The 18,690-nt window shown below is 38.1% G+C and carries 16 protein-coding genes; 12 read left to right on the plus strand and 4 right to left on the minus strand.

Going from position 1 to position 18,690, the window contains the following annotated elements:
* The first annotated feature begins 11 nt into the window (after positions 1–11).
* The 5 genes from OSO01_RS13335 to OSO01_RS13355 all read left to right on the plus strand — a co-directional run bounded on the left by OSO01_RS13335 (position 12) and on the right by OSO01_RS13355 (position 7,891).
* On the plus strand, positions 12–3,098 hold the full coding sequence (locus OSO01_RS13335; RefSeq protein ID WP_147210942.1) for an AAA family ATPase: 3,087 nt from the start codon (positions 12–14) through the stop codon (positions 3,096–3,098).
* Positions 3,099–3,399: 301 nt separating this feature from the next.
* Positions 3,400–4,566: a hydroxymethylglutaryl-CoA synthase gene (locus OSO01_RS13340; RefSeq protein WP_147210943.1), complete on the plus strand. Its 1,167-nt coding sequence runs from the start codon at positions 3,400–3,402 to the stop codon at positions 4,564–4,566.
* Between the two features lie 193 nt (positions 4,567–4,759).
* The gene (locus OSO01_RS13345) at positions 4,760–6,145 is read left to right on the plus strand and encodes an NAD-dependent succinate-semialdehyde dehydrogenase (protein ID WP_147210944.1); all 1,386 of its coding nucleotides are present in this window, start codon (positions 4,760–4,762) and stop codon (positions 6,143–6,145) included.
* A 279-nt stretch (positions 6,146–6,424) separates the two neighbouring features.
* Entirely contained in the window at positions 6,425–7,480 is a 1,056-nt protein-coding gene (locus OSO01_RS13350; RefSeq protein WP_147210945.1) for an FUSC family protein, read from the plus strand.
* Between the two features lie 222 nt (positions 7,481–7,702).
* Positions 7,703–7,891, plus strand: a complete 189-nt coding sequence (locus tag OSO01_RS13355) for a hypothetical protein (protein WP_147210946.1) — start codon at positions 7,703–7,705, stop codon at positions 7,889–7,891.
* Positions 7,892–7,936: 45 nt separating this feature from the next.
* On the opposite strand, the gene OSO01_RS13360 is transcribed toward OSO01_RS13355, so the two are convergent.
* Positions 7,937–9,406: a sodium:solute symporter family protein gene (locus OSO01_RS13360; RefSeq protein ID WP_147210947.1), complete on the minus strand. Its 1,470-nt coding sequence runs from the start codon at positions 9,404–9,406 to the stop codon at positions 7,937–7,939.
* Positions 9,403–9,585, minus strand: a complete 183-nt coding sequence (locus OSO01_RS13365; RefSeq protein WP_147210948.1) for a hypothetical protein — start codon at positions 9,583–9,585, stop codon at positions 9,403–9,405. Before OSO01_RS13365 ends, OSO01_RS13360 begins: the two co-directional genes overlap by 4 nt.
* Positions 9,586–9,917: 332 nt before the next feature.
* On the opposite strand from OSO01_RS13365, the gene OSO01_RS13370 reads away from it, so the two are divergent.
* Positions 9,918–10,775: a YtnP family quorum-quenching lactonase gene (locus tag OSO01_RS13370; RefSeq protein WP_147210949.1), complete on the plus strand. Its 858-nt coding sequence runs from the start codon at positions 9,918–9,920 to the stop codon at positions 10,773–10,775.
* Positions 10,776–10,842: 67 nt separating this feature from the next.
* On the opposite strand, the gene OSO01_RS13375 is transcribed toward OSO01_RS13370, so the two are convergent.
* Entirely contained in the window at positions 10,843–11,157 is a 315-nt protein-coding gene (locus OSO01_RS13375) for a PepSY domain-containing protein (protein ID WP_147210950.1), read from the minus strand.
* 183 nt (positions 11,158–11,340) lie between these two features.
* Here OSO01_RS13375 and OSO01_RS13380 point away from each other — a divergent pair, with 183 nt between their 5' ends.
* Together OSO01_RS13380 and OSO01_RS13385 are read left to right on the plus strand one after the other, a co-directional pair.
* Positions 11,341–12,405 carry a M42 family metallopeptidase gene (locus OSO01_RS13380; protein WP_147210951.1) on the plus strand — a complete coding sequence of 355 codons (1,065 nt, stop codon included), beginning with the start codon at positions 11,341–11,343 and terminating at the stop codon, positions 12,403–12,405.
* A 4-nt stretch (positions 12,406–12,409) separates the two neighbouring features.
* Positions 12,410–12,919 carry a DUF84 family protein gene (locus OSO01_RS13385; RefSeq protein ID WP_147210952.1) on the plus strand — a complete coding sequence of 170 codons (510 nt, stop codon included), beginning with the start codon at positions 12,410–12,412 and terminating at the stop codon, positions 12,917–12,919.
* Positions 12,920–12,975: 56 nt separating this feature from the next.
* Here the strand turns inward: OSO01_RS13385 and OSO01_RS13390 are convergent, their stop codons facing one another.
* Complete coding sequence (locus OSO01_RS13390) at positions 12,976–13,416, minus strand: YtoQ family protein (protein ID WP_147210953.1); 441 nt, start codon at positions 13,414–13,416, stop codon at positions 12,976–12,978.
* Positions 13,417–13,686: 270 nt separating this feature from the next.
* Here OSO01_RS13390 and OSO01_RS13395 point away from each other — a divergent pair, with 270 nt between their 5' ends.
* From OSO01_RS13395 to OSO01_RS13410, 4 genes are all read left to right on the plus strand, one after another.
* Positions 13,687–14,010 (plus strand): thioredoxin family protein, encoded by a 324-nt coding sequence (locus tag OSO01_RS13395; RefSeq protein ID WP_147211075.1) that lies wholly within the window; start codon positions 13,687–13,689, stop codon positions 14,008–14,010.
* A 315-nt stretch (positions 14,011–14,325) separates the two neighbouring features.
* Complete coding sequence (locus tag OSO01_RS13400) at positions 14,326–15,135, plus strand: DUF1444 domain-containing protein (protein ID WP_147210954.1); 810 nt, start codon at positions 14,326–14,328, stop codon at positions 15,133–15,135.
* Positions 15,136–15,146: 11 nt separating this feature from the next.
* Complete coding sequence (gene ytpR, locus OSO01_RS13405) at positions 15,147–15,752, plus strand: YtpR family tRNA-binding protein (RefSeq protein WP_147210955.1); 606 nt, start codon at positions 15,147–15,149, stop codon at positions 15,750–15,752.
* A gap of 132 nt (positions 15,753–15,884) precedes the next feature.
* Complete coding sequence (locus OSO01_RS13410; protein ID WP_246145165.1) at positions 15,885–18,443, plus strand: DNA translocase FtsK; 2,559 nt, start codon at positions 15,885–15,887, stop codon at positions 18,441–18,443.
* Positions 18,444–18,690 lie beyond the last annotated feature (247 nt).

The raw sequence follows: 18,690 nt of genomic DNA on the forward strand, positions 1-18,690 counted from the left end.
GTGAAAATAGAATGCAGCCATTACGACTAACATTAAATGCTTTTGGGCCTTATAAAGAAAAAGAAACCATTGACTTTGACGAGCTTCAGGGGAATACACTTTTTGTGATTTCAGGGAAAACGGGAGCAGGGAAGACCACGTTATTTGATGGAATAGCTTTTGCATTATATGGGAAAGCAAGTGGATCTGATCGGGAAGATCAACGCATGCTGCGCAGTGACTTTGCAGATGAAGATATACATACATCGGCTGAGCTTGTTTTTCAAATACAGGATAAAACATATCGTATTTTTCGTCAGCTTGGTCATGTTAAGAAAGGGAATAAAAGTAAGACTGGAGATAAATGTGAATTTTATGAAATACGAGAAGAAGGGGAATTTCCCTGTGTAGACAGGCAAATGGTAAGTGAAATTGATCAAAAAGTAGAAGAGATTATCGGTCTGACACCGGATCAATTTAAACAAATTGTAATGCTTCCACAAGGGGAATTTCGTAAATTACTTACTTCCGGTACAGAAAACAAAGAAGAAATATTAAGACGCTTGTTCAAAACAGAGCATTATAAATATATGAATGAACTGCTTAAAGAGAAGAAAGCAAAATTAGAGCAAGAAAATCAGCGTATTTTAAATCGGATGGAGCAGCTGCGTGCGCAAATTTTTTCTTTGGAGCTTGCGGATGATTCTGATATACATGAACTGGCAAGCAGAGAGCATGTTAATGCAAATCAGATTATTGGGGTACTGGAATTAGAATTGAGAAAGAATAAACAGACTATCGAAGAAGTGGACAGTTTCTATAAAGAAGCAACAAAGCAGCAGGAATATGTTCAAAATCAATTATTCCATGCAAAACAGGTTAATGAGAATTTTTCTGAACTGGAGATGCATCAGAATCATTTCACATCATGGAAAGAACAAGCTGAAGAAATGGATAGATTAAAAAGTGAAGTGTCTGCGGCAGAGCAGGCAAAGTTGATTATTCCATATGAACATCAGCTGAAAGAAGCAAGTAAAGAGTTCGAAGAAGGTGACAAAGCGCTGCAGCAGCTGGAAGCACAACAGACAAAAATGGAAAATCAAAAACAGCAGGCAGAAGTTGATTTTAAAAAAGAACAGGAAAATGCGGGAGAACGGGATAAAATATCAATAGAAGTAAATCGTCTAGAAGGCTTTTTGCCTGTTGTAAAAGAATTAGAAGAAAAAAAAATGGAGATTCAGAAACTAGATGCCCAATTAAAGCAGGGAGAATCACAGTTAGATAAATTAAAAGAGCGCCATGAGTTACGCAGTAAACAAATCGACCGCCTGGAAAAAGAAGAAGAACTGTTAGATAAAGATTCAGATAAGCTGGAGGCAGTAAGGGACGAATTAAGACTGCTCCGCGAGCAGGCAATGCTGATGAAAAAATATAAAGAAAAAGTAGTGCAAATACAAACAGGTGAGGCATCCTTAAAGAATAAAGAAGCTGTTTACCTGAAGGAGAAAGAAGGCTATAAACGGCTGGAACAAGCCTGGTTTGCTAATCAGGCACATGTATTAGCTGTGCATTTGCATGATGGTGAGCCCTGTCCGGTCTGTGGCAGCTTAAAGCACCCATCGCCAGCTGCAACAAAGGAAGCAGAAGTCACCAAAGAGGAGCTGGAACAGTCAAAAAAACGGATGGATGAAAAAGAAGCTGTTTGGCGGGAACTTGCTGCAAATATAAAAGCTTATCAATCAGAAAAACAAGCATTAGAACAGGAGCTTACTCAGCACGAATTGGAATTTTCTAACCCGGAGCAAAAATATCAGGAAATCGTTGAGAAAGGGAAGAAGAAAAAAAGCGAGGAAGGTCGTCTGGAGCAATCTAAAGCACGCTTAAATGAATGTAAAAAAGAATTAGCAAGGACGCGTCAGGAACAAAAGCAAAGTGACACTGCTGTTAATGAACAAAGTAGCTGGGTCAGTCAGCTTCAAACTGATTATCAAAGTAAGAGGGCGGTTTATCAGCAGCAATTCACCCAGATTCCAGAGAGCTTACGCATTCTTTCCAAATTGGAAGCTGAAATCAGCAATTTAAGAACCGAAAAGCAACAAATGGAAAAGCGCTGGACAGATGTGCAGGAAAACTATAGAAACGTACAGGAAGCATTTACAAAATGGACGGCTGACGTGCATAACCTGCGAGAAAATCATATAAAACGGAAACAGAAAATAGACAACTTAGAGAAAATCTTTCAGGAGAAGTTAGAGCAGGCAGATTTTACAGAGCTGACATATCAGCAAGTAAAGTGGGATGAATCTACTTATCAGTCTGTGAGAAAAAGGCTTGCTGATTATGAAAAACAAGGCTATCAATTAGAAAAACAAATTTCCGAACTTAAGAAGAAGCTGGAAGGAAAATCAAAACAAGATGTATCGGAGATAGAAACTGTCTTAGAAAAATGGAAGCAAGAAACAAAAGTCAATCTTGAAAAGCTGCAGCAGCTGCAGCAGGAAAAGAAGGACATGACATTTTATATAAACCAGTTACAGGAATTTGATCTTCAAGCTGCAAATGTGGAGAAAAAGCGGATGGTAATAACAGATTTATATGATACTCTGCGGGGACAAAATCCCAAAAAGATATCTTTTGAACGGTATCTGCAGATGGAGTATCTAGAGCAAATTATTGAGGCTGCAAATCTGCGCTTAAACGATCTTTCCAATGGACAATTCTATCTGACGAGAAGTGACCGCCAGGAATCACGTGGAAAACAAAGTGGACTAGGATTAGATGTCTATGATCAATACACAGGGCAGACCAGAGATGTAAAAACATTGTCTGGAGGAGAAAAATTCCATGCCTCTCTTTGTCTTGCACTTGGTATGAGTGATGTCATTCAAAGCTTCCAGGGGAATATTGTTATTCAGACAATGTTTATTGATGAAGGCTTTGGATCATTGGATGAAGAATCCTTGCTTAAAGCGATTGATGCGCTTATACAGCTGCAGCAATCCGGAAGAATGATAGGTGTTATTTCGCATGTGCAGGAGCTGAAGGATGTTTTTCCGGCAGCGATAGAAGTTCATAAAACAAAAGAAGGATTCAGTAAAACAGAAATAATTGTTAAATAAATGGCTCCGTGATTAATCTGCTAAAAGATAAAATAACGCTATTTTGTTTGCTATTTAAACAATCCTTGTATTATCATTTAATTATTGTATTTTTCGACAATAATTGTTTTGGATTGACATCTGAATAATTAAGAAATATATTGCCAAGGAAATATAATGGCTTCTTCCCGATATGATATTGTTTTACATCTCGGGAGAATTTTTATTGCACCAAGTATATAAAGTTTTGATTTACCGAAAACGCAGGATATGAGCTTTTTAAAGCAGCCTCATATTAGTAAGGAGAAGGGTAGGAATAATAGTGAAGATTGGAATCGATAAACTAGGGTTTTATGCACCGCATCTGTATGTAGATATGAATGATTTAGCAAAAGAACGGGGAATTGATCCAGGTAAATTTACCGTTGGTTTGGGACAGGATGAAATGGCTGTTCCACCAGTGACACAAGATCCAGTTTCTTTAGCAGCTAATGCAGCGGAACAGATTTTAGATGATGAAGATAAAGAGAAAATAGATTTGGTTATTTTTGGAACAGAGTCTGGAGTAGATCATTCCAAATCAGCTGCTGTTTATATACATCAATTATTAGGTTTGAATCCAAGGGCACGCTCGGTGGAGCTGAAGCAGGCTTGCTACGGTGCAACTGCGGGAATTCAAATGGCAAAAGGGCATATTGCGCTTCACCCGGATAAAAAAGTTCTTGTATTAGCTTCTGATATTGCACGTTACGGGTTGAATACCCCTGGTGAATCGACGCAAGGCGCTGGTGCAGTGGCTATTTTAGTAAGTGCATCTCCAAGATTACTGGATCTGGAAAGTGAAAGCACATATTATACAGAGGATATTATGGATTTTTGGAGACCGGTATATTCCACAACAGCGTATGTGGATGGGAAATACTCCAATGAACAATATATTGCTTTCTTCCAAAAAGTATGGAAAGACTACCAGGAGCAAACTGGTAGAAGCTTAGAGGATTTTGCTGCAATAGCTTTTCATTTACCATATACAAAAATGGGCTGGAAAGCACTGCGTACAGTGATTGAGGATGCACCTGAGGAAGTACAGGAAAGGTTAAAAAATAATTATCAAATCAGTACGAAATATAATCGTAATGTAGGCAATATCTACACAGGCTCTCTTTACCTCAGTCTGATTTCATTATTAGAAAATCAGGATGAGTTAAAAGAAGGAGATACGATCGGTTTATACAGCTACGGTTCTGGAGCTGTCGGTGAATTCTTCTCCGGAAAACTGCAGCCGGACTATAAAAAGCATCTGCAGACAGCAGAGCACCAAGCAATGTTTGCAAATAGAAAATGTATTTCTGTAGCAGCATATGAGAAAGTATTTGAAGAATCACTTCCAACAGATGGCAGTGAGAAACAGCTGAATATTGATGAAGATCCGGCAAAAATCTGTTTAGCCGGTGTAAAAGATCACATTCGCAGCTATGCAGCTAAATAGGAATATAAAATCTCCCGGGCAATAACTTTTGTCAGGGAGTTTTTTTGTTGAAAAATAAAAAGTGAATGTGAAGGAAACGTATTTTTATCAGCTTATATTCATTTTATATTCATTCAAATAGGTGGAATTGATGATTTCAAGATGTATAATTGGGGTAGAGTGAAGCATATCATGAAAGTTGGAGGGTATTCTAATGACAAAAAGTAAAGAAGTTATTGAAGTAACGAATCCGGCAACAGGTGAGGTAGTGGATACGGTCTTAAAAGGTGGGGAAAAGGAGGCTGAGCAAGCTGTTGATAAAGCATACGAAGCCTTTCCAGCATGGTCGAAACAATCCGTCTATGAAAGAAGTGCTTTATTAAATAAATGGCACGGACTTATTGAACAGCATGAATCCGAATTAGCTGAAATCATGACAATGGAACAAGGAAAACCTGTAAAGGAAGCAGCAGGAGAAATTCAATATGCCAACAGCTTTATTGCCTGGTACGCAGAAGAGGGAAAAAGGCTCTATGGCGAAACTATTCCTGCAACAGCGAGAGATAAGAGAATTGTTGTCACCCGTCAGCCTGTTGGTGTCATTGCAGCGATTACACCATGGAATTTTCCAGCCGCAATGATTACCCGCAAGGTTGCACCGGCATTGGCAGCCGGCTGTACGGCAGTTGTAAAACCGGCGAGCGCCACACCTTTAACAGCTATTCGTCTGCGCGAGCTTGCGATAGAGGCAGGAATTCCAGAGGGCGTGCTTCAAATTGTAACAGGAAGCTCCAGTGAAATTAGTGATGCCTGGATGGAGGATACGCGTGTTCGGAAAATATCATTTACAGGCTCGACAGAGGTAGGAAAATTATTAATGCGAAAATCTGCTGATACTGTGAAAAAGATTTCTCTGGAGCTTGGCGGCCTTGCTCCGTTGATTGTTATGGAGGATGCAGACATTGAAAAAGCAGTAGATGGAGCAATTGCTTCTAAATATCGTAATGCGGGGCAAACCTGTGTCTGTGCAAATAGAATTTATGTTCATGAGTCTATTGAGCGGGAGTTTGCAAAGGCTTTTGCAGAAAAAGCAGCACAGCTTAAAGTAGGGAATGGATTAGAAGAAGGAGTAGAAATTGGTCCTTTAATTGATCAGTCAGCAGTTGAAAAAGTGCGGGAGCATATTAAGGACGCTCTGAACAAAGGAGCAGAAAAACTGTTAGGTGATGAAAAAGCAAATGAAGGTTTATTTTTTGCTCCGACTGTATTAACTAATGTAAATGATGAGATGCTGTGTATGCAGGAAGAAACCTTTGGCCCTTTGGCTCCGATCACCACGTTCGACTCCAAGGAGGAGGTTATTGCACGTGCTAACAATACTCCTTATGGATTAGCAGCATATTTATTCACGGAAAACCTCACTACAGCAATTGAGGTTGGCGAGCAATTAGAGTATGGCATTGTGGGTATTAACGATGGAGGACCTTCAACAGCACAAGCTCCATTTGGAGGATTTAAAGAGAGCGGACTCGGCCGGGAAGGCGGTCACCACGGAATTGATGAATATGTTGAGGTAAAATATCTGTCCATTCAGCTATAATCCGCATCTGAAAATGTATGCAGTAAAATGCTTGTAATTGAAAATAACTATATATTATTTCTAATTCCTGAAAAATATCTAAGTGCAGGCAAGTATCTTTTACAGACTGAATCTTTGGCTTCAGAAGCCGGGATTCAGTCTGATAAAGCTTATCAAATGAAATAGAAGGTAAATGTATTTGAATCATTTTACTTTCAAATTCACAAGAAAAAACGGTGTTTTATTTCCGTGACACGTTTGAAGGAAAGCTGTATACTACTTCTAGAGAGGTGCAGGTGAATGGAATTTAATATTGGCCCCAGGATGTTAAAGACAGGGCTGGCAGTAACATTAACATTATTAATTACAAGCTTTTTTGATATGGAATATGCTGTTATCGCAGCGATTGCATCTGTTATAGCAATGCAGCCGTCTATTATGCGCTCATTTAATTATATTAAAGAAGTAGTTATTGGAAATTCTGTCGGAGCAACGCTCGCCATCTTAGGGGTGTTTTTACTCGGAAGTCACCCTATTTCAGTCGGGGCAGTTGTTATATTATCAATTGCAATTAATATCAAGCTGGGCTTGACCAAAACAATTAATTTAACGGTTTTAACCATTGTCAGTATGATGGTAGCAAGTCACGGAGATCATATTAATTTTGTGTATATTTTATCCCGTGTATCTCTGGTAGCCATTGGGGTGCTTTCTGCTTTTATTGTTAATGTATTTGTAAATCCCCCAAACCATCAAAAGATTCTGTTTCAGATGATTAAGGAAGCCGGTGAGAGCTCTCATTTTCTTCTGCGGGTTATTCCGAGCAATACAATGAGTGTACCGCAAATTCGTGATGAAGAAAGAAAAGTGGAGAAGCAAATAAATAAAATAAGAGACTATTTTGATATTATTACAGATGAAAAAAATAGATTATTTATTCGAAAACGAAGATCGTTTTTCCGGAATATTGTGATCTATAAGCAAATGATACAGGTATTACGGAAAAAGCATACACTGATTGTAGAGCTGGAGAAAAATTTAAAGGAAATTGAACAAATGGCAGCCGGTAAATCCTTCTTGATTAAAAAATTGGTCAGTGAAATCAATAACTATAGTGAAAATGTCTTCCTTATGTATGAAGACCGCATCGTCTTGGACCGAGATTTACAAAAAGAGACAAAACAGGCGATGGGTGTAACGATTAATAATTTAATTGATGCATTGCAGGGTACAGACTATGAAAAATGGCATTATGTTTTTCCTGTTGCGAATAGTATCGTAGAACTTTTTTATGAACTGGATAAGTTGGAAAAATATGTCCGTAAAAAAGGATTACATGCAGATGGCAAAATATAAAGCATAGATATGAGACGAAGGAGATTGTGACATCGCAGTCTCCTTCGTTTTATGTTTAAGGAAATATAAAACGAAAATTCATTTCGCAAGAGCTTTTGTTCTTCCTCTATAAAAAAGTTTATCTGCGGTAAATTTTTGCTTGTCAATACCAGGAAAATAGGTATATTTATCTCCTGTTTTGTATATAGTAGTAATACTATATATAGAAGGGGGAGTATCAATTTGGTACGTTTTTTATCTCGTCATGAACTAGAAAATCTTTATTATATGTATGAACGGTATGAGGAAACCTACCAGACTTTACAGCAAAGCAAACAGGAGCATATCCCGGAAGATCTGCGGATACAAATAGAAGAACAAATGAAAATTGTTAAAAAGCAGCAGCATCAAATGCTTTCTTCATTAACATAAAAAATCGTGTAGGTAACTCTATCTACACGATTTTTATGGATTTTATTATTTTTTATTTTGAAGGTTTTCCTTTATATAATCAATAAATTCATTCGCCTTTTGTGTTGGAGCATTTGTGAATAAACTAACAAAGATGAACAGTAATGTTGATAGAATAAGCCCCCATAGGCCAGAAGCTAGTCCGAACGGTTTTGCCTGCAGCAGCTCTAAAATCAGAACAAGGGTACCGGGGATGATGGTACTCGCTAATACAGCAGCAGCTGTTCCTCTTTTCCAAAAGAATGCGCCGATAATAGCCGGAACAACAACGATTAAGCCGGCAGAGGAAGCAACGGATAATACTGCGATCAAATCCAACTGCAGTTCTGCGAATAAATAAGCCAGCAAGGCAATAACAGGAATAATAAATTTTCCAATCTTAAGCTGCACGCGATCTGTGGTATCCTTGCGAATATTTCCATATACGTCTTTTGCAAACATAGATGATAATGTAAGCAGTATAGAATCAATGGTTGAGACTGCAGCGGCAATAATACCTACCATTACAATAACAGCCAAAACAGGCGGTATTGCTGATGAAGACAGTACAACAGGTGTTGCTAAATCAGGATTATCCAGGCCTGGCTCCAGTAAGAAAGCGGAGTAACCCCAGAATATGGATACAAAGGTATAAATCAATCCAAATATCATAAATCCTAACAGCATATGCCGCATGCTTTTTAAAGAAGCGGGCATAAACAGACGTTGACTGACTTGCGGATTGGAAATACTAAAGAAAAACCATGGTATGGTTAATCCAATAAATGTTAAAAAGCTAAAATAGCCATTACCAGGCACTGTCAGCATTTCAGGATGATTAGTTTCCAGCTGCTGAAAGAATCCTGCGAAACCGCCTAACTCATGAATTAAAAAGAGGACAACCAAAGTGGATCCGATAATCATAAATAGCGATTGCAGAGAATCTGTCCAGGCAACGGAGCGCATTCCGGCTATATAAGCAAATATAATTGCTAAAATGACAGCGATAATTACCCCGCTACTGAAAGAGATTTGCTGGTTTGATACCCCCTGTAGTAAATATCCTACACCAGCCAGCTGTACGGCGCTATATGGGATGAGAAAAAGACAGTTACTAATAGCAATTGCAATGGCCACAGCTTTACTTTGATAACGATCACCAATCATTTCAGAAGGTGTAATATATCCATATTTTTTGCCCACAATCCAAAAACGCGGACCAAAAAATGAGATTAACGATACACCCATTAAATAAATTAATTCGAAGCCTAGTGCACCGATACCGCCACGATAGGTAAGTCCTGCTAATCCGACCAGCATAAATGCACTGTATGTAGTAGCACTATAGCTTAATGCAGAAACAAAACCTCCCATTTTTCGGTCTCCCAGGAAATAAGCTCCCATATTAGTCTGTTTGCCGGTCCGTGATAAAAAAGCGATAAAAACAGATACAGCAATATAAATTCCTAATCCCCACCAAATAAGCGACACGTTCATTCCTCATTGCCCCAATCTTTTGTCAGTATTGTATTGCATGCGATTACAATTAAAGTTAATATCAACCAAAAAAGAAAGCTTCCATACCATTTTTCAACGTCTTTAAGAAGTGTAAATGGAATAATAAAAGCAGCAAGAACAATAATTCCAATAATAATCGCTAAGCTTTTTTCCTTCATGTTAATACCTCCATTTATATATGTGATTCAATTCACAAGAAAAAGAATGTGAATTCGTTAACAATCATAGCAGATAGTTCATAAATTTGCCACATTTTTTTGTGAATGTGAAAATATAATTTTTAAACTGCGATTTTCCGAATGGTGAAAGTAAACAACGCTTAAATGAAAAAACAGCTAAAACCTGACTTCTGGTAAAGGGATAAGGAAAGCTTTAGCCAAAGAATAGGGGATTAGTTATATGTGTTTAAACCGTACATTTTGATTCTTATGACAGCGTTTGCGAGATGTTGATTTATCAGATAAACTTAGAAGAAAAAAGGAGGATTAAGATGGAAACTTTACAGGTTGGCAGAGCAAAGCTCACTTGGCTGAATGGGGGCGTAACACATCTGGATGGCGGATCTATGTTTGGTGTAGTGCCAAAGGCGTTGTGGGAGAGAAAATATCCAAATAACGAAAAAAATCAAATCGAGCTGCGTACAGATCCTATTTTAATGGAGTTGGATGGCTCTTATTTGCTGATTGATTCAGGAATTGGATGGAATAAATTATCTGAGAAACAGAAAAGAAATTTTGGGGTGTTGGAAGAAACGAAATTAGAAGCATCTTTACTGGATTTGGGGCTTACTGTTGATGACATTGAGATCGTATTAATGACACATCTTCATTATGATCACGCGAATGGTTTAACAAAGCTTACTGATGAAGAAAAATATGAATCTGTGTTTAAAAAAGCAAAAATTTATGTTTCTCAGGTGGAGTGGGATGAGATGCGACACCCTAATATCCGGTCGGTAAATACGTATTGGGAGGAAAATTGGAAGCCGATTAGTGAACAAATTTGTACCTTTACAGATGAAGTGGAAATTTTATCAGGATTAACGATGGTCCATACCGGCGGTCATAGTGATGGACACGCTATTATTCGGTTCCAAGATGATAAGGAGAGCTTTTTACATATGGCAGATATTATGCCGACGCATGCACATCAAAATAAGCTCTGGGTTCTTGCATATGATGATTACCCTGTCCAATCCGTATTACAAAAAGAATACTGGATGAATCAGGGCTATAAAGAAAATGCATGGTTTACTTTTTATCATGATGCGTATTTCAGGGCAATTAAGTTTAATGAAACAGGAGAAATAATAGATCAGATAAAGCGTATGCGCTACGCTTATAAATAAACGGTAGAGTGAAAATAAAAGGAGCAGCAATCTCTAAAAGAGAAAGCTGCCCTGAATAAGCATTGTATTAAACGGCTGCTTCTGTATCTATAACTGCGCCGGTTTCTATGTCTACGTAGAAATCAAATTGTTTGTTAGCACCATCAATATTTCTGGTTACTCCACCGCGGTACACATCGTAAAGCAGACCGTTTCTTTCTAATTCTTCCGGTTTCATGTAAATCCAGGAGCCGCTGATAGGTCCATTACGTTTAAACATTTCTTTTGCATGATTTAATGCTTTTTCTGGAGTGATTTTTGTTTGATTACTTACTTGTTCACGTGCAATATATCCGATAGCAATACCGATTGCTGCTGCAAGTAATACCTTCTTTTTGCTCAATTTATTCACCTCTGTTTTAGTAAGATTCAATGTCTGCTATATGTGTAGTATATCGTAATTTGACGGAGAAATACAAACAATTGAACATAAATACTGGAAAGAGTTTCACTTTTTCGAGTATACTTGCAGTAGTGTTAATACAGTTTTTTAGTCGATGCAGTAATATACTTAGGAGGCTTTTTAATGAATAAAGAAACGCTTACATTGTTTAAGAATTTAACAGAATTACAGGGCGCACCAGGTAATGAGCATGCCGTTCGTAATTTTATGAAACAAGAACTGGAAAAATACTCCGATGAAATTATTCAGGATAATTTAGGTGGAGTATTTGGCGTGAAAAATGGTAAAGGGCCTAAAGTGATGGTAGCAGGGCATATGGATGAGGTCGGCTTTATGGTGACACAGATTACGGATAACGGAATGCTCCGCTTCCAGACATTGGGGGGCTGGTGGAGTCAGGTTATGCTGGCCCAGCGTGTCCAGGTGATGACAAAAAAAGGGCCGGTTATTGGAGTTATCGGGTCTATTCCGCCGCATTTACTGACAGATGCACAACGTGGCAAGCCGATGGAGATAAAAAATATGTTAATTGATATCGGAGCGGATGATAAAGAGGATGTAGCACGTATCGGTGTCCGACCAGGAGATACTATTGTTCCGATTACGCCATTTGAACCAATGGCTAACAAGAAGAAAATCCTGGCGAAAGCTTGGGATAATCGTTATGGCTGCGGCTTAGCCATTGAGCTTTTAAAAGAACTGCAGGGAGAAACCCTTTCAAACCAGCTTTATTCTGGTGCAACTGTACAGGAAGAAGTAGGTTTACGTGGAGCTCAAGTGGCAGCTAATATGATAAAGCCTGATATTTTTTATGCTTTAGATGCTTCGCCGGCAAATGATGCATCCGGAGATAAGAAAGCATTTGGACAATTAGGAGAAGGAGCTTTATTGCGTATCTATGACCGTACGATGATTACGCATAAAGGTATGCGAGAGTTTGTACTCGACACAGCAGAATCGAATAATATTCCTTATCAATATTTTATTTCTCCAGGCGGTACTGACGCTGGTCGTGTCCATTTATCTGGTGATGGAGTCCCTTCAGCAGTTGTCGGAATCTGCTCAAGATATATTCATACATCAGCATCCATTATTCATGTAGATGATTATGCGGCTGCGAAAGAATTAATTGTTAAACTTGTTAAAACAACTGATGAGACAGTTGTTTCCGGGTTAAAGCAGAGCTGACAAAATGCAGCAAACTGTTATTATAGGCTCGAAGAATCCGACAAAAGTAGAGGCTGTAAGAAATGTCTTTTCTAATTTTGAGGTGAACTCACTGGAAGTTCCATCGAATGTTTCTGTTCAGCCTTTTTCAGATGAAGAAACACGAATTGGTGCGATTAATCGTGCGAAGGGGTGCATATCAGGCGAGGCTGGTTCAATAGGAATCGGTTTAGAAGGAGGAGTAATGTATGTAGATGATACATTATTTCTCTGTAACTGGGGAGCATTGGCTACAGCAGACGGAGAACTGTTTACAGCAAGTGGAGCAAGAATAGCTCTTCCAAAAGAATTTGAAAAAGAACTTAAAACAGCTGGTGAATTAAGTGTTGTGATGGACGCATATACAAAAAAAGAAAATGTCCGCAGTCATGAAGGTGCGATTGGTATTTTTACAAATAACCTTGTGTCAAGAGAAGATATGTTTACACATGTTGTACAGCTTCTTAAAGGACAGCTTGATTTTGCAAATAAATAGTTAACAATAAAAAAACAGGCCTTCGGGCCTGTTTTTTGTTAATCACCAAAATTTACTTATTCGTAGATATACGCAATAACATCTAAAGCCTGCTCTACAGATTCTACGGTAATATTTGCTTTATTTGACAGCTCTTTTAAAGGATGAATTAATTTCTCTGGGCGAATAATAATCGTTGGTTTTCCTAAAGCTATAGCAGTGCTTGCATCCATGGCAGTATTCCATTGCTTATACTCTTCTCCGAATAACGCAATAACAAGATCTGATTTCTGCATTAAAACCTGTGTTCGGAAATTATTAACACTTGAAGCAGCATCATCGCGATAAAAATTACCAGGCTGTTTTCCTAAAATTGCCTCACCAATATCATCAGAACGATCATGATTTGTTTGCGGGGAAACAAATGTTAAAGGAAGCTTTTTTTCCTCGGCAAGCTTTTTAACCTCTTCTCTCCAATTATCATGAATTTGTCCAGCCAGATAAACAGTTAAATTCATTCCAATCCCTCCCAATCAATGTTATCTTTATAGTAAATGTTTTTTTAAATCTTGTTAAATTATTTGATTACTTATGACAAAAGGTTTTTTTGTGAAAATGTTATTTGTGTCGAAGAAGAAATAACAACCTATGATAATTAATGTAACTAGCATAGTGTAATCTTGAACGATTGCTAAACAGATTTTCTTCAGGGAAAGATGAAACAAGGTAACTTGATTGAAAGAAAATGGGCAGCAAGCTATTATAGAGAAAGAGAAAGGGTGTTTAAAATGAAAGAATTACAAAATACAGAAGAATTTAATGCGTATATTCAGGAAGGACCTGTTGTTTTTTTATTTACTGCAGGCTGGTGTCCGGATTGCCGTGTGATTGAACCGGTATTGCCTGAAATAGAAGAAGCATATTCGCAATTTGAATTTATTGAGGTGAACCGGGACAATTTTATTGAACTGTGCCAGGAGTATGATATTTATGGCATTCCAAGCTTTCTTGTGTTTGAAAAAGGAGCAGAGCTTGGCCGGTTTGTTAGTAAGGATCGAAAAACGAAAGAAGAAATTGAATCCTTTTTAGAGGATGTTCAAAAAGCCCAATAAAAATGACACGGCGATAAAAGGAACTTCTACTAATAACGCCCACGTCATGTGGGCAACGCAGAAGCCACCGCATCCTGCGGAAGTGCGTTGACGAATTTTTTCCGATGGGACTGCGATTACTCGTCCCACCAAAAGCGTTACTCACGTATTGTTAGGCATAGAGGAACTTCTGTTATGGACAACACAGAAGTCATCACGTCTTGTGAAAGTGCGTCCGGAAAAAATTCGTCGCCTTGAACTTCTTGGCCCTGTTTATCGGACTTTTTGAACACGCACTTTTAGAGGGGCTTTCTAAATAAACAAGGAGGCATTTTTATGGCAAAAATGACCAGCATCAAGATGAAGCATCTGCTGGAGGATGAATTGAAAAATCCCGATTATCGGATTGTGTACAAGCGTGATGATGATGCAGTGCGAATTGAGTGGAAAGAATCAAAAGAAGGAATGACGGTTTCCCTGCCTAACTTAATTGCTAAATACAATGAGCGGGGTATGGAAGCTGTCGATGAAATTGTGGAGCATGTTCACGAAGCTCTGAAAATCATGAATCAGACACAGCATTTAAAAGGAATGGAGAAACAGATTTTTCCAGTGCTGCGTTCTCCTTCTTTCCCAACGAAAACAAAGGCAGGAAAAAAGCTTATTTTTAAGGATCACACTGCAGAAACAAGGGTTTTCTATGCACTTGATTTAGGAAAATCTTACCGCCTTATTGATGAAGAATTATTAGGGGAAGAAGAATGGACTAAGGAAAGGCTGGATGAAATAGCGGCTTTTAATATTCGTTCTCTATCTTATCAGCCCAAAGTGGACCAGGTAGCAGGAAATGATTTCTATTTTCTCGCAACACAGGACGGTTACGATGCCAGCCGCATTTTAAATGAAGCATTTTTAGAAGAAATGCTTGCGAATGCAAAAGGGGAATTAACCGTTGCTGTACCACATCAGGATGTTCTTATTTTAGGTGACATTCAAAATAAAACAGGTTATGATATTTTAGCACAGATGACCATGAAGTTTTTTGCAGATGGAAGAATTCCGATTACTTCTTTGCCATTTGTTTATGAAAATAAAAAATTAGAGCCAGTATTTATATTGGCGAAAAATAGACCTGAGAAAAATTAGGAGTGAATGTGATGGATGTTTTTTATAACCGCCAGGGAATCGGAGATGTATTGATTCTCCCTATTAAAGAAGGAAACCGATACGAATGGAAGAAAGAAACAAATGATGATATTACAAAAATAACTTCAATAGAGGGGGAAGTGCTTGGATATAATATCTTTCAAGCTTCCACATATTTTAATTTAGATGAAAAAAAGGGTGCCATTCCTTTAACAGAGGATTTTTTAGCAGAAATTCGTACACTTTTCCAGCAAAAAGGTATAGATGACCCCCTTGAATTTGATTTGCGTCCGAAATTTGTAGTAGGATTTGTTAAGTCAAAACTGGCTCATGAAAATGCGGATAAATTAAGTGTATGTCAAATTGATGTTGGAGAAGAAACCTTACAAATCGTTTGTGGTGCCCCTAATATTGATGAAGGCCAAAAGGTTGTGGTAGCCAAAGTAGGCGCGACAATGCCAAGCGGTATGAAAATAAAAGCATCTGAATTAAGAGGCGTACCTTCCAATGGAATGGTTTGTTCGCAAAAAGAACTGGGCTTACCAAATGCACCGCAGGAAAAAGGTATTTACGTACTAGACGATGCTTATCAAATTGGTGAAGAATTTACATTTTAACTTACAAATCCCTTGTGCCGGCAGGGGATTTTTTAACAGGTAGATCAAAGCTGAACTTTATCGCAGGAATAATGTAAATACCCGTAAAAAACTGCTAAAATAAACAGTATGAACAATTAAGGAAATGAGTGAATGCATATGTGGTGGGAGCAATGGAAAGAACGGCTCAAAAACATATTTACAAAAGAAGTGGAAGTAGAAGAATTAATTGAGGTTGAAGTGGAAGACTCTGAAAAACAACCAAATATCCAGACAAAAATGACATACCATTATCCTTCCGGACGAACATTTAAGTTTCCGGTAATTCCTGATACTGTTGATCAAAAGAAAGAACAGCCAATTGACAAACAACCAAGCTACAAAAGAAGAAATCAAGAAATTGTACAGGAAAGAAGAGAAAGAAGGCAAATCAGAGAGAGCAGAGAAAATAGAGAGAACAAAGAGAACAGGCAAAGAAAAGAAACCATTTCAGATAAAAACTCAAAGAATCTCCGTACATTGCCAAATCAAAGAAGAAAAGAACCTTCGCTGCATACACGTAATAAATTGCAGGAAGAAAATAAAACGGGCAGAAAAGTTTATAAGAAAAATCCGGATGTTCCTTTTCAGCCGACTGAGGTTCCATCCCCAATTTACGGTTTTCAGTCAAGAGAGTCTAAATTACTTCATGAAGTGCCTGCTTATCAAAGAAAAGAAACGAACTATCAAACAGATTATGAAGCAGCCGCTGCTATAGAAGATACAGCTGTCCATTCTGAAGCACTGGCGAAAGAGCAGGAGATACTGCTGTCATCAAATAATGCAATATATCATTCTGAGGAAGAACAAACTGATTTATTGAAGGAAGAAAGTAAATCAAACAGCTTCCAGAAGGATAGTTCAGCAGAGGATACAGAATTAGAGCAAATAAAAGAAGAAGAGCAGGAAGTCAGTACTGAAGAGGATACAGAAATAAAAGAAACAGCTGATCAGGAAAAAACTTCCATACAGGAAAAGGATGCTCAATCTCAAAAAAGAAATCCAATTCATACAACAGCCGGTAACCAAAAACCTGATTATAGTAAGCGAACCAATACTGCAACGGCTTTTAATGTAATGATGACTCCGCGGGATAAAAAGAATTTACATGAACAGAAAAAACGTGAGGAAACATTTCAGAGATTGCAGGAAGCACATCAAAAGCGGGAAGGGGAGCTGCGTAAAGCAGAAGAAAAAATCAACAAAGCACATGTTGAAAACACAGTACCTTCTAATACAATTACTGCTACGCCTCTTGAGCAAAAAACGAGAGATGTTCCTTTACATTTATTAAATGATCCTCCTGTTAAATCCACAGAAGAGGATGAGGAATGGCTTGAAGAGCAGCAAAATCTGCTGGAAGAAACATTGAAGCATTTCCAGGTAAAGGCGAAGGTAGTGAAAGCAACGCAGGGACCAGCTGTAACACGCTTTGAGGTGCAGCCGGAGATGGGTGTGAAGGTTAGTAAAATAAAAAATTTGGCAGATGATTTAAAATTAAATATGTCTGCGAAGGATATTCGTATCGAAGCACCTATACCGGGAAAAAACACTGTAGGTATTGAGGTTCCTAATCTGCATCCTGAAATGGTAGGGATCCAGCGTATTATTGAATCAGATGATTTTAAAGACAGCCGGTCTCCGTTGAGTGTAGCCCTAGGTCTCACGATTGAAGGGATGCCCAAAGTAATTGATATTAATAAGATGCCGCATGGTTTGATTGCAGGAGCTACCGGTTCCGGTAAAAGTGTCTGTATCAATACAATTCTAGTGAGCTTAATATACAATGCCAGTCATGAGGATGTAAGGATTCTTTTGATTGACCCGAAAATGGTTGAGCTGGCTCCATATAATGGTATACCTCATCTTGTTTCGCCTGTTATTACAGATGTAAAAGCTGCTACACAAAGTCTTAAATGGGCTGTAGCAGAAATGGAGGATCGTTATGACCGTTTTGTCAATGAAGGAGTAAGAGATATTGGCAGATACAATCAAAAAATGATGCGTGAAGGAAGAACGGATAAAAAAATGCCGTATATTGTTATTGTCATAGACGAGCTGGCAGATTTAATGATGATGTCTCCACAGGATGTCGAAGATGCAATCAGCAGAATTGCTCAAAAAGCAAGAGCTTGCGGTATTCATCTTCTGCTTGCAACACAGCGTCCATCAGTAGATGTTATTACAGGTCTGATTAAAGCAAATATACCTACAAGAATTGCATTCAGTGTATCTTCTCAAGTAGATTCACGAACCATTATTGATTCCAGTGGTGCAGAAAAATTACTTGGAAAAGGAGATATGCTTCTTGTAGAAAATGGAGCTGGTAAAAGTGTTCGTTTACAGGGCCCGTTTGTGTCCGATGAGGAAATAGAACGTGTTGCAAATTATGCAAAATCAATGGCTGAACCACAGTATCTGTTTGAACAGGAAGAGCTGTTAGAACAAATACAGATAGATGAAGAGGAAGATGACCTCTTAGATGCTGCTATCGACTTTGTATTACAACAGAATAGTGCAAGCACGTCCTCCTTGCAAAGGCATTTTAAAATAGGCTATAACCGTGCAGCAAGATTAATTGACTCATTAGAACAAAGAGGAATTATTTCTGGTCAAAATGGAAGCCGTGCGCGGGAGATTTTAATTACAAAAACACAGAGAGACAGTATGTAAGCTGTCTCTTCTTTCTTGATGCAAGAAAAAAGTGAGCGAAAAAAGTTGCTATAATTCTAGAAAGTTACTAAAATATAAAGGGAGCTTTTTAAAAAGGGAAGAAATTTTGAGGCAAAAGCACATCTGATACATTATCTGTATAGAATGAGATATAGGCATTCAGTTATGCAGAAATAGTTTTTTTCTTTATAAGAACGGTCAGTATTCTTACATTTGCTTTCAAAAGCTTTGAAATAAAAAATTTTGC

The sequence above is a fragment of the Oceanobacillus sojae genome, from assembly GCF_007991515.1.
GTDB classification, from domain to species: Bacteria; Bacillota; Bacilli; order Bacillales; family Amphibacillaceae; genus Oceanobacillus; species Oceanobacillus sojae.